13 protein-coding genes are annotated in these 12492 nt (G+C 36.7%); 7 read left to right on the top strand and 6 right to left on the bottom strand.

Going from position 1 to position 12492, the window contains the following annotated elements; translation table 11 throughout:
- The 7 genes from ACFSQ0_RS01020 to ACFSQ0_RS00990 all read left to right on the top strand — a co-directional run.
- The coding region (locus ACFSQ0_RS01020) for a chitin-binding domain-containing protein (RefSeq protein ID WP_379042881.1) at positions 1-948 on the top strand (948 nt) is incomplete at its 5' end.
- Between the two features lie 3 nt (positions 949-951).
- Positions 952-2382 (top strand): CshA/CshB family fibrillar adhesin-related protein, encoded by a 1431-nt coding sequence (locus ACFSQ0_RS01015; RefSeq protein ID WP_379042879.1) that lies wholly within the window; start codon positions 952-954, stop codon positions 2380-2382.
- A gap of 4 nt (positions 2383-2386) precedes the next feature.
- Positions 2387-3616 carry a gliding motility-associated C-terminal domain-containing protein gene (locus ACFSQ0_RS01010; RefSeq protein ID WP_379042876.1) on the top strand — a complete coding sequence of 410 codons (1230 nt, stop codon included), beginning with the start codon at positions 2387-2389 and terminating at the stop codon, positions 3614-3616.
- A 9-nt stretch (positions 3617-3625) separates the two neighbouring features.
- The gene (locus ACFSQ0_RS01005; RefSeq protein ID WP_379042873.1) at positions 3626-4537 is read left to right on the top strand and encodes a PorP/SprF family type IX secretion system membrane protein; all 912 of its coding nucleotides are present in this window, start codon (positions 3626-3628) and stop codon (positions 4535-4537) included.
- Between the two features lie 95 nt (positions 4538-4632).
- Complete coding sequence (locus tag ACFSQ0_RS01000) at positions 4633-5550, top strand: DMT family transporter (protein WP_379042870.1); 918 nt, start codon at positions 4633-4635, stop codon at positions 5548-5550.
- Positions 5540-6148 (top strand): sugar transferase, encoded by a 609-nt coding sequence (locus ACFSQ0_RS00995; RefSeq protein WP_379042867.1) that lies wholly within the window; start codon positions 5540-5542, stop codon positions 6146-6148. The genes ACFSQ0_RS01000 and ACFSQ0_RS00995 overlap by 11 nt, the downstream gene beginning before the upstream one ends.
- 68 nt (positions 6149-6216) lie before the next feature.
- Positions 6217-8985, top strand: a complete 2769-nt coding sequence (locus ACFSQ0_RS00990; protein ID WP_379042864.1) for an outer membrane beta-barrel protein — start codon at positions 6217-6219, stop codon at positions 8983-8985.
- Between the two features lies 1 nt (position 8986).
- Here ACFSQ0_RS00990 and ACFSQ0_RS00985 read toward each other — a convergent pair whose 3' ends face one another.
- The 6 genes from ACFSQ0_RS00985 to ACFSQ0_RS00960 form a co-directional block, all read right to left on the bottom strand.
- Complete coding sequence (locus tag ACFSQ0_RS00985; protein ID WP_379042861.1) at positions 8987-9142, bottom strand: hypothetical protein; 156 nt, start codon at positions 9140-9142, stop codon at positions 8987-8989.
- 119 nt (positions 9143-9261) lie between these two features.
- Positions 9262-10068, bottom strand: coding sequence for a TPM domain-containing protein (locus tag ACFSQ0_RS00980; RefSeq protein WP_379042858.1), 807 nt, complete (start codon positions 10066-10068; stop codon positions 9262-9264).
- Positions 10068-10502: a TPM domain-containing protein gene (locus tag ACFSQ0_RS00975; RefSeq protein ID WP_379042855.1), complete on the bottom strand. Its 435-nt coding sequence runs from the start codon at positions 10500-10502 to the stop codon at positions 10068-10070. Before ACFSQ0_RS00975 ends, ACFSQ0_RS00980 begins: the two co-directional genes overlap by 1 nt.
- A 12-nt stretch (positions 10503-10514) precedes the next feature.
- Entirely contained in the window at positions 10515-11105 is a 591-nt protein-coding gene (locus ACFSQ0_RS00970) for a LemA family protein (RefSeq protein ID WP_379042852.1), read from the bottom strand.
- A 12-nt stretch (positions 11106-11117) separates the two neighbouring features.
- Positions 11118-11447, bottom strand: coding sequence for a MerR family transcriptional regulator (locus ACFSQ0_RS00965; RefSeq protein WP_379042849.1), 330 nt, complete (start codon positions 11445-11447; stop codon positions 11118-11120).
- Positions 11447-12421, bottom strand: coding sequence for a M23 family metallopeptidase (locus ACFSQ0_RS00960; protein WP_379042846.1), 975 nt, complete (start codon positions 12419-12421; stop codon positions 11447-11449). The genes ACFSQ0_RS00965 and ACFSQ0_RS00960 overlap by 1 nt, the downstream gene beginning before the upstream one ends.
- Positions 12422-12492: the final 71 nt, after the last annotated feature.

The following is a 12492-nucleotide window of genomic DNA, read 5'->3' as shown; positions in this document are numbered from 1 at the left end:
GAAATTATCAATCTACTCCAAAACAACACCGACACCTTGCAAGATAATGGCGACGGTACTTTTACCCACACGGCGGTAGACGGCACCCAGCTCCTTTTCGATGCCAATACCACTACCTATGTGAACAACAACGATGGTACTTACACATTTACCAATGCCAACGGCGCAACAATGACCATTGATGTGATCAACGATGTAGTGACCAACATTCAGAATCAAGGCGATGTTTATACGGAAATCATCAATTTGCTACAAAACAACACCGACACCTTGCAAGATAATGGCGACGGTACTTTTACCCATACGGCCGTAGACGGCACCCAGCTCCTTTTCGATGCTAATACCACCTCAGTAGTGAATAATGGTGACGGTTCTTATTCCGTTACGAATTCAGACGGTACCACAATCGATATAAATTATACGGCGGATAATGGTATTAGTCAATCTGCTAATCACTTTCAATTGGGAGGAAATTTAATAAAGCCTACCACGTTGGGAACCACTGGAGTCAATACCTTATCCATAACCGGTTTAGAAAAAGGCGATTCGCCCACGCATAACATTATGGTTTTAAATGCAAATGGAGTTTTAAAACAAGTTAAAGCCGCTATGCCTAGATTTTTTTATATGCCTGCTATTTTATTGCCCACATCCTCAGACCAAGTCCCTGCGGGCGAGATCTATGGTACTGTAGATCTATACAATAAATACCATAGTCAATTTACGGGTGTAACTAATACTAACTTTATTACTAACACGGCAAATGCTGGAAATGCACTACCTGTTTTGCCCGCCACGGAGTTTAATTATTATATTACGTATTATGATTCTAGTGTATTTTATAATGTAAGTATTTCAGACTCTGGCGTACTTACTTATGACGTTTATCCTACATCGGCCGTGACCGAAGCAACTTTTATGAACATTGTATTTGAAGTAAAACCATAGTCCATGCGTATTCCACTAATTTTTATTCTTGGGTTTGTCTTACTAACAAGCAATACTATAAGTGCTCAGTGTTATCCTGGTAATTTAGTTACTTCAACTTTTGCCACTGGCGGCACAGGGAGTTATACCAACCGAATAATTTGGCTAACTTGGGGAGCTAAAACTATTGCAGATACTTACGGTAAAAGCAATCAAATTTTAGGCGAAGGAGAAACTTCATACGCATCCATACCTTTAAGTGCTAATAAATATTTTTGCCTACAAGCTACCATTGAGAATATAAGTCCGCCTGCCTCTTTGAAAAGTTATATTCCGGGTAATTATACGGGTGACTCCATGGATGACTTATATCACATAGGGGGCCCTGGAGCTAACAATCAAATGGTTGCAGGATTAATTAACGCACAAAGTGGAACTACCGTTACGTTTACGGTTAGGTGTCAAGCTTCTTTGGATGGAAATCCTGTCAGGATTAAGGGGTTGGTGGTTGCCGATGCAGAATCTTTATCGCAAACCGAAGAGCTAAAAGCTAGTGCTGATGGTGTTTGGAATGTAACTGAATTACAAAAAAATATAGGTGCAGGACCTTATCAATTAGAGAAGACGATGCAAGGAGGTTTGCAACAAGTTCGATTCTTTAATGGAAATGATAATAATACCGCAGCTATTTCTATACTTAGTTTTAATCAAACTGCCTACGATACGCAAGCAAACAATTATGAAGTTACCTTTAATGTATCGGTTAAAGGAGCAGGTTTAACCGCAATTGCTTTGGGTTTACTAATGCCCGAATTAGATAGAGGCGATGCACCAGCCAGTTATGGCGAGGCCTTGCATATAATTGATTATTCCGAATTTACATCCGATCAAATTGCTTTGGGTACAACGGTAGATTTGAATACAGCAACTTATAATTCGGCCAATGAAATTCCTAGAACAAACAGAAGTTTTATTGGTTCTGTTGCACCAGATCCAGAAGCCAACTCGCAATATAGTCTCGACGCACTGGCTGATGATAACGATGGCGGAATTGCCAACGAGGAAGATGTTTTACCTCCTTTTTTAAAACGATTTCACTATATAAATTATAACTATAAAGCAGGTGAAGTTTTTAGCCTTCAAGTGCCCTACACGACAATAAAAGATTCTTATTTGCAGGCTTGGATAGATTTTAACGTCAATGGTGTTTTCGAGCCTCAGGAGGGCGTTATGCAAAGTCTACCCGCAGGCGTAGGTTCAACTACTCTCAGTTGGACGGTACCTTCTGATGTTAAAATAATGCCTACCTATATGCGTTTACGCTTATCAGCTAATTATTATGGTGTTTTAACCCCAGAAGCTACGCTATTAAAAGGAGAAGTAGAAGATCATATTATGTATGTGGTAAAACCAGCTTTGGTAAATCCGCATTTACCCACAAAAGTTAAAGATTAAGCAAATGAAGTATGCAACTCAAATATTGCTTATACTCTGGGTTTTCTTACATCCCATTCTTCTTACTGCTCAAACTGTTAATACCGGTATGCTGTATGTAAGTGAGCAAACCACTTTCTCTACAGTGAGTGATTTTTTTAATGAGCCCTCAGCCTCTTTTTACAACGATGGCCGATCTAATTTTTATGGAGATATTTATAACCAAAGTAAATTTGACTTTTACCAAAATACCGGAACCATCCGTTTAGTGGGTAGCAAATTACAACGGTTGAAAGGTGATTTTTTAGCGGTAAATAATTTATACTTAGATAATATTACACCGGTGATAGCATTTTCGCTTGAAGCGGAATTGAATATATATAATCAAGCTTATTTTCAACTTGGCGTTTTAAAAAATCGAAAAAGCGAAGCTCCAATCAATTTTTTAAATGAGGCAATTGCTAGAAATGCTAGTCATTCAAGCCATGTTGACGGTCCGGTTTTTAAATTCGGAAAAGAGGATTTTACTTATCCTATAGGTCATAAATCTTATTATAGACCAGCAATCCTACAGCAATTACCTTTAGAAAATATTGTAGAATCGACTTATTTCTTTGAAGACGCAGGAGATTTGTACGATAGACGAAAAAAGGAAGGGCTCATAGATCGTATAAGCCATACAGAATATTGGGAAGTGAAAATTTACAACCCAGCAGAAGCGGTACTAAGCTTAAGCTATGATAATTCAACCACACCCAGCTATATTCTAAATCATATAAATCAAGGAGATGCGATTCATATTGTAAGATGGAACGAGCGCTTGAATGCTTGGGTAGACCTAGGGGGGATGGTTGATATAGATGCCAAAACAGTGTCTACCACAATTGATAAGGCTGGCATTTATACTTTGGCTTTGATGAAATTTAATGAAATTAACCCTTGCGATATTGTGGTTTATAACGCAGTTACACCCAATCAAGATGGTTTTAACGATTACTTGAAGATTATTAATGATAATCCTGGCTGTGCTAAAAACTTAAAAGTCCAAATTTTTAATAGATGGGGGGTAAAAGTATTCGAAACCGATACCTATGGTTTAGCGGGTCATGTTTTTGATGGTTATAGTACGGGAAGGCTTACCGTTCGAGAAGGCAGTAAATTGCCATCGGGAACTTATTTTTACGTTTTAGAATATCAGTATAATGAGAATCAAATCCATAAAAAAATGGGTTACATACATTTAAGTTCAACTTAAATTAAGCCTATGAAAAATTTTTACTTATTCATTTTGGTTTTCTTATGTTGGTATACTGGCGCTGCCCAGCAAGAATCGCAATTCACGCAATATATGTATAACCCAATGAGTATTAATCCGGGGTATACTGGCTCGCGGGAAGTGCTTACAGTATCAAGTATTTATCGTAACCAGTGGGTAGGTGTTGAGGGTGCTCCCGAAACCTTTAACTTCTCTGCACATAGTCCTTTAGGGCTAACTAGTTTAGCTAATTTAGGGCTTGATTTTACGCAGGACCGAATAGGAATCTCCACTCAAAAATCTTTCAGTGTAAATTTTGCTTATATCTTACCATTAGATCGAAGTGAAGACACACGTTTATCGCTTGGTATTAAAGCAGGAGCAGAGAATTTAGACCTAGCTCTACATAAACTAACCATTGCCGATATTAACGATCCATACTTGACTAATTTGTCTGAGTTTTCTCCCGTTTTGGGTTTAGGAGCTTTTTTATATACAGATGAAGCTTACTTAGGGGTTTCTTCTCCAAATCTTTTGCATACAAAAAAATTTAACGAAGTAAGTGTCTCAACTTATACCAATAAAGCTCATATCTATTTTTTAGGCGGTTATGTATTTCCCCTTGAGAACGAAGTTCAATTAAAACCTGCTTTTTTAATTAAAGCGGTTAGCGGTGCACCTCTAGCAATAGATTTGTCTATGAATATTTATCTTTTAGAGCGTTGGAACCTGGGTGCATCCTATCGATTAAACGCGGCCTTCACTGCTTTGGCGGGTTTTCGTATCACAGACGAATTGACTTTAGGTTATGCTTATGATTACGAAACTACCACCATAAGCAAGTACAGCAGTGGCTCTCACGAAGTTTTTTTGCAGTTTGAGTTATGGAGCAGATATAGGAACCGATTCAGGTGCTTTTAAAATTAGTGCTTTGATAAAGCATTGGACTTAAAAATATAAAAATCGTTTGCCAGCTTTTTTTAATCCATTACATTTATTGTATTAAACTGAACCACATGAAAAATCAAAAGCAGGCTATGGCTTATGCCGGAATAGCGGTTTTACTATGGAGTACCGTAGCGACAGGTATGAAACTTGCCTTGGCTAGTTTTGATTATTTACAATTACTCTTTTGGTCCTCAGGAACAGCAGTGTTGGTTTTGGGTATAATATTGGTAGTAAAGAAGAGATTCTTTCAACTCTTTAAACTCCCGGCTAAAGCTATTTTTAAGTCAGCTTTATACGGTGGAATAAATCCCTTTTTGTATTATATCGTACTTTTTAAAGCTTACGATTTACTGCCGGCTCAAGAAGCACAAGCACTTAATTATACTTGGCCCATAATGTTTAGTCTATTAGCCATTCCGCTTTTAAAGCAAAAGATGACACCAAAAAATTTATTGGCTATAGGCATTAGTTTTGTAGGGGTTCTAATTATTGCCACACGTGGTAATTTGGTGAACTTGTCCTTTTCAAATTTACAAGGAGTTATGTTTGGGTTGGGGTCGGCAATTATCTGGGCTGCATTCTGGATTTTTAATATTAAAGATGAGCGTGAAGAATTGAGTAAATTGTTCCTCAATTTTTGTTTTGGCTTTGTTTATATTGCCATTAGTGTTTACTTCTTTTCAAATTTTACAATGGAATATGGTATAGGTTTGTGGAGTGCAGTATATGTGGGATTGTTTGAAATGGGTATCACTTTTATAATTTGGTCTATTGCGCTTAAAAAATCATATTCTGCTGCAGGCGTGAGTAAGTTGGTGTATTTGGTTCCTTTTTTGTCGCTTGTAGTCATCTATTTAATTTTAAGAGAGCCAATAGGATTACCTACTTTAATGGGGTTATTTTTAATTATAAGCGGCTTAGTGTACGATAAAATCAGTTTTAGGCAATTACGCTTTTCGCGGAATCGAAAACATAATGAAAGATAAATTAAGTTCTAGCGAAAAATGGGTGAAACGGGGTATTGACTTAATAGCCTCTCTGGTGGGCATAGGTCTACTTTTTCCAATTCTGGTTTTAGGTTTTATTTTAGCCAGTTGGAGTACCAAACAAAGTGGAATTTATAGAAGCAAGCGAATAGGTCAATTTGGTAAAGAATTTTATATTTTAAAATTAAGGAGTATGCGCAGAATCGAGGGGGTTGAAACTTCGGTAACCACAGCTCGGGATCCTCGTATTACAGGTATTGGTGCATTTTTAAGAAAATATAAAATTGATGAGCTACCACAATTGTTTAATGTGCTGCTAGGCCAAATGAGTTTGGTAGGGCCAAGGCCAGATGTACCAGGATTTGCCGATAATCTTACCGGAAATGATGCTAGGATATTATTGCTAAAACCGGGAATTACGGGTTTGGCTACCTTGGCTTTTAAAAATGAAGAAGAACTTTTGGCGCGGCAAAGCGACCCTATTGCTTATAATCGTGAGGTGATTTGGCCCGAAAAAATTAGATTAAACAAATATTACCTGAAGAATTATAGTTTGACTTTAGATATTAAGATTCTTTTTAAAACGCTTTTTACATAGTGGTTTCCTTTATTATTTTTCTAAATAATTTAATGTAAATTGTAATCTTTCTATAGTAAATAATTGATATGTCTACTAAGCACTTAAAACACCAGCGCATTTTTTTAATTCTTATTTTACTTTTTAGCTCATTGAATTATGCGCAAGAATATCATGACTTTCTAGTAAAAGGAAGTTTAATCGATGATAACGAGAAGCCTTTAGAGTCGGCTACTATATATATAGAAGAGCCCAATGGTACTTTAGTAGATTATACCCTTAGTAATCAGGAGGGAGGGTTTGAAATTGCAGGAAAAGTACAAAACGATAGTTTATTCTTGTTTGTTAGCTACACTGGATTTTTACCGATAAAGCAATTACTAGACTTAAAAAAGCAAAGTAACTGGAGTTTCAATAACTTGCAAATGAAAATTGACGATCAAACTTTAGAAGAGGTATTGGTTCAAGCGCAAGCGGCGCCAGTAACCGTGAAAACCGATACTTTAGAGTTTAATGCCGCTTCTTTCAAGACAAAGGCAAATGCTAACCTTGAAGACGTACTTAAAAAGCTACCAGGAGTAAGCGTTAACAACGCAGGTGAAATCAGTATCAACGGTAAACCGGTTTCAAAGATCCTAGTCAACGGGAAGTCTTTTTTTAGCGATGATCCCAAAATAGCCACTAAAAATTTACCTAAAGAGCTTATCAATAAAATTCAAGTAGTAGATACCAAAACAAAAACCGAAGAATTTACAGGTAAAGAAGGAGATAGTCAAAATAAAACACTAAATATTACCATAGATGAAGATAAAAATAGAGGTTATTTCGCCCGAATCACCGCAGGTATAGGTACACAAAATCGCTACGAAGCAAGCGGAATTGCCAATTACTTTAAAAATAGTTTTCGCTTAAGTGTATTGGGAGGTTCTAATAATATTAACTCTTCAGGCTTTAGCTTTGACGAAATTTATGATGCCATGGGAAGAAATGCATATAGCATATCACGCAGTAGCAATGGCAGTTTTAGCATTAACGGGAATTCTTTTGGTGGTGGTAACTCAGGTATAACTCAGACCTATAATACTGGCTTTAGCTTGGTAAATGAATGGGAAGAGCGAACCGAACTGGAAACCGATTACTTTTTTAATCGCAGCAACACCGAGACTAAAACAAAAATTAACCGAGAGAACATATTACCCGATCGCATTTTTTTTAATGAGTCAAGTTCTATTTCTAAACGGGAAAACGATAATCACCGCGCAAGTTTTGATCTTAGTTTTCGCCCAGACTCGCTTACGCGGATTTCGTTTCGTCCTAATTTCTCTTACAACAAAGGAAGGTCACAAAGCGATTCTGAAACCAAATCCTTTCAAGAAGATTTTGCCGTTTTAAATCAAGCAGAAACAAGAAATGATACCGAGGTAGAACAACTCAATTTTGCCGCTAGGTTAGGTGCTAGCCGAAGACTAGATACGCTGGGAAGTTATGTAAACCTTAATCTTAATTACACCAATAATACTACAGACAATCAACAATTGTTTTATTCACTGCGACAAATTTTTGATGATAATGGAGGTGTTTCCGATACAGATTTACAAGACCAGCGCATAAAAGAAAATACAGATGCGAAAACTTTTAATACCGGGCTTGGCGCACGTATAGCTTTACGCAAAAAAATCTTCTTAGATGTAGAATATACCCTCAATTACTCAAAGTCTATAAATGAGCGTTTGGTTTACGATAATAGCACTAAAGATTTTTTGCTAGACTTAAGTAATGATTTCAAAACCAGTAGTTTAAAGCATCGACCCAGTTTGGGTATGGTTTATCGGAGTAAAAAATTAAGGGCCTCACTATCTGCTGGGGTAGAACAACTTAATTTAACCAATAAAGATCATTTTAGCGGCAATCGTTTTGAGAGTAATTTTACTAACTTTTATTCAAACTTTTACTTAAGGTACAAGATAAATCAAGCGGCTTCTGTTTATTTCAATTACGAGAGTCAACAAAACGCACCAAGTATCAATCAACTGCAACCGGTAGAAAACAGAACAAACCCTTTAAATATTATACAGGGTAACCCAAATTTAAAGCCTAATTTAACTCATAATTTTTACTTTAGTTTTAATAATTATAACTACAAAACTAAATCGGGTTTATATACCTATGCTGGTGCAGATTTTATTCAAGATAAAGTAACCAGCATTAGTCAGACCAATGAAGAACTGATTCGTGAAACCAGTTACACCAATGTGAATGGTGCATACTCTGCGTTTATAGGTGCCAATTACAGCTTCTTGTTTTCGCGAAGAGATTTTTACGATTTAAAACTTCGATTAGGTTTGAGTGGTGCCTATAGTAGAGACGTTGGTTTTAGTAATGCAGTTGAGTTTGTTACTAAAGACTCACGGTTATCGCCAAGTATAAAGTTAGATGTTGATTTTACAGATATTCTACAGCTTACCCCTTATTACGAACTAAATTTAAGAAATGCGAAATACAGTTTGCCCACTCGTAATAATGAGCGTTTTGTAAATCACGAAATAGGGGTAGAGGTAACCAGTTTCTGGCCTAAAAACCTCATTTTTGGAAATGACATAGCTTACCAGCGCTTGGGAAATGTAAGCCCAGGCTTTACCAATAATTTTATTTTATGGAATATGAGCCTAGGCTATCAATTCTTTGATGAAAAAGCCACCTTTAAAGTCAAAGTTTTTGATGTTTTAGACCAAAATATAGCTACTCGTAGACAAACCGGTGAAGATTTTATTCAAGACACTCAAGAGTTGGTTTTAGAGCGGTATTTGATGTTCAGCTTGACTTTTAAGCTAGATAAATTTGGTAAAAACAAAGGCTAAATCATAAATTCATCTCTTTGTGAAATAGAGCTTTGTTGGCATAATACGGGTTAGATGAGGTTAATTCTTTCATCCAAGTGATAAAACTGCTTGATTTTCGTTTAAAAGTGAATCCGAGTGATTGCACCCGTAATTCCTGCGGTGGATTAGTTTTCATAATTAATGATTGTTAGTTAGTTGCTGAAAATTACAACTAAACTGACTAATCCCGAAAAATTTAATGAAAATCCTTTCTTAAAATTGATTAAAAGCTTGATAATTAAGACGAATTGATTTTTACCAGCTGCCGCCGGCTCCACCACCGCCAAAACCGCCTCCGCCGAAGCCGCCACCAAAACCGCCACCGCCAAAGCCTCCACCTGAACCAAAACCGCCAGAAGATCCTCCGCCAAAACCGCGACCCATGCTGCTTAAAATGAGTATATCAAGTAGTGAATCTGCCCCAGATTTACGGCCTCCGTTTCTGTCTCCACCATTACGATTCTTAATTACAGAGAGTATAATAATCACGATAAAGAAAATAATTATAAAAAATCCAACACCAGAATTTCCTGAGCTGGATCTTTTTTTCGGCGCTTTGTAAGTGCCACTTAGAACTTGCATTACAGCAGTGGTACCAGCATCTAAACCGGCATAAAAATTACCTCGCTTAAAATGTGGAATAATAATTTGATCTATAATTTCCTTTGTACGATAATCGGTTAAATACTGTTCAAGACCATAGCCAGTTGTTATCCATAATTTGCGTTCTTTTTTTGCCATTAAAATGAGCAAGCCATTGTCTTTTTTACTGTCTCCAATTCCCCATTTATGGGCCCACTCGGCGGCAAAAGTGCCAATGTATTCTCCGTTTAAGGTGTTGATAGTAGCTACCACAATCTGGGTTGAGGTTGTATCGGCGTACTTGATTAGTTTCTGTTTCAAGGCCGATTCTTCAGATGGGCTTAAAAGCTCTGCAGCATCGTAGACACTAGTTGCAACCTTGGGTTTGGCAGGTAGATTAAGCTGAGCAAAAACATAGTGTGTAGGCAATAAAAAGCCTACTAAAAGAATATATCGAAAGATCTGTTTTTTATTGAACATTATTTGCCTTTTGAGATTTCATCAGACAATTCATTTACATCATCTGCCTGGTAGGGGAAATAGTTTTGTAATTGCTCACCGGCCTTTAAAATACCTGCTATCAATCCTTGTTTAAATTCAGCTTTTTTAAAATATTCAATGACCAATTCTTTGGTTGACTCCCAAAAATTTGCTTCAACACGATCGTTAATTCCCTGATCGCCTAGAATATAAAATAAATGATCTTCAAGGGCAACATAAAACAGAACTCCATTTTTTTGTTCGGTTTGGTGCATCTCAAGTTTTTCAAAAACCTCCTTGGCTCTTTCAAATGCAGGACCCTTACATTTACTTTCTAGATGCACGCGTATCTCGCCAGAAGTGTTCTTCTCGGCTGCCTTTATCGCATTGATAATTTCATTTTCGTCTTGTTGAGTAAAAAGCTGAATAGCCATGAAAAATAAGGATTAAAATTCTACAGTAGGAGCTTGTTCTGCACCTTCAACTGCTTCAAATGGAGCCATCTTATCAAACCCAAAAAAGCCAACAACTAGATTGTTAGGAAATTTTCTAATAAAGGTATTGTATATTTTCACCGCTTCATTGTATCGATTTCTTTCTACATTGATACGGTTCTCTGTTCCTTCTAGCTGAGACTGAAGTTGCTGAAAGTTTTGCGTGGCTTTTAATTCTGGGTAGCGTTCTACGCTCACAAGTAATTTTGATAATGCAGAACTTAATCCGCCTTGAGCTTGTTGAAAATTAGCGATTGCTTCTGGAGAAAGGTTATCTGCATCGATATTTACCGAGGTAGCTTTAGCTCGAGCTTGAATAACTTGGGTAAGTGTTTCTTGTTCAAAATCTGCTGCACCTTTCACCGTATTTACCAAATTAGGAATTAGGTCATTTCTTCTTTGGTAGGCATTTTCTACATTAGACCAAGCGGTTTTGGCTTCTTCCTGTTTTTCAACAGCTGTGTTATACGTTCCGCCGAATAATGAATAAGCTATGAAGCCAATGATGGCGATTACAATTACGGGAATTAACCATTTTTTCATGATTTTTGTTGTTTAAAGTTGATTTTTTATTTGAATTAATTGTTCTTTAATATGATTAAGACGCTTAATCATTTCATAATTGTTTAGTGGTTTGCTTTTTTCAGCTTTAAGCTGAATTTTAGCTCCTTCTAAAGTGAATCCGCGTTCTTTTACAAGATGATAAATTTTTTCTAGATTTTCAATATCTTCGGGAGTGAATTTGCGGTTTCCCTTAGCATTTTTTTTTGGCTTTAAGATGTCAAATTCTTTCTCCCAAAAGCGGATAAGTGAAGTGTTCACTTCAAAGGCTTCGGCTACCTCGCCAATGCCATAGTACAATTTTTTGGGTAACTCCACCGCCATTAGTCTAAAGATTGATTTTCTAAGGTAGATTGGTTTAACATAATATCATACTCTTCAGCCGTTAAATCGCCGTGGTAATAATTTATAGGGTTCACCACTTTTCCGTTTTTATGTACTTCGTAGTGTAAATGCGCTCCGGTTGAGAGGCCTGTGTTTCCTACCTTGCCGATCACCTCGCCCCTTTTTACTTTTTGACCTTCGCGAACCTCAAAAGCACTAAGGTGGGCATAATAGGTTTCGTAGCCAAAGCCATGGTCAAGAATAATTAAATTACCAAAGCCTCTGCTTCTTCTGGCTTTTTTTACCGTAGCGTCACCAGTAGCAAATACGTCGGTTCCTTTTTTTGCCGTAAAATCCATTCCGTTATGCATCTTACGGTATTTTAGTATGGGGTGCATACGCATACCGTAGCCAGATGCCATGCGGGTTAAATTTTCGTTTTTTATAGGTTGTATTGCAGGAATAGCGGTTAGTAATTTTTCCTTTTCTTTGGCCAGTTTTACTATTTCATCTAATGATTTGGACTGTACAACAATTTGTTTTTGCAAAATGTCCATTTTTTTGTGGGTTTCAATAATCAATTCTGAATTATCAAATCCATTTAAATATTGGTAACGGTTTACTCCACCAAAACCTGCTTTGCGTTGTTCTTCGGGAATTGGATTGGCCTCGAAATAAACCCGGTAAATATTGTTGTCTCTGTGTTGTACATCGGCTAGCACTTCTTGCGCTATATCAATTTTTTTATTTAAAACCGAATATTGAATTTTTAAATTATTGAGTTCACGTTTGAGTGCTTTCTCTTTTGGCGTCTCAATTTGCGGGATATTAAAGTAGATAATCAATAATATGAAGCCCGCTAAAAAAGAACTCGCAATTCCCAATGCAATAAGCCCAATTCTCCTACCTGGTTTTCTTTCTATTTTTTTATACGACAAACTTTCGTTGTCGTAATAATATTTTACCTTCGACATTGTTTGAAATTATGCTATTTTTGCAAACGTTTTGTGTTGATTTATTCAATACTAATAACGAACAAAGATAA

Origin of the sequence: Mesonia sediminis, from assembly GCF_042684705.1 — a bacterium.
Taxonomy (GTDB): Bacteria; Bacteroidota; Bacteroidia; order Flavobacteriales; family Flavobacteriaceae; genus Mesonia; species Mesonia sediminis.
The sequence above is the reverse complement of the archived record's forward strand: the minus strand, read 5'-3'. Positions and strand labels throughout refer to the sequence as shown.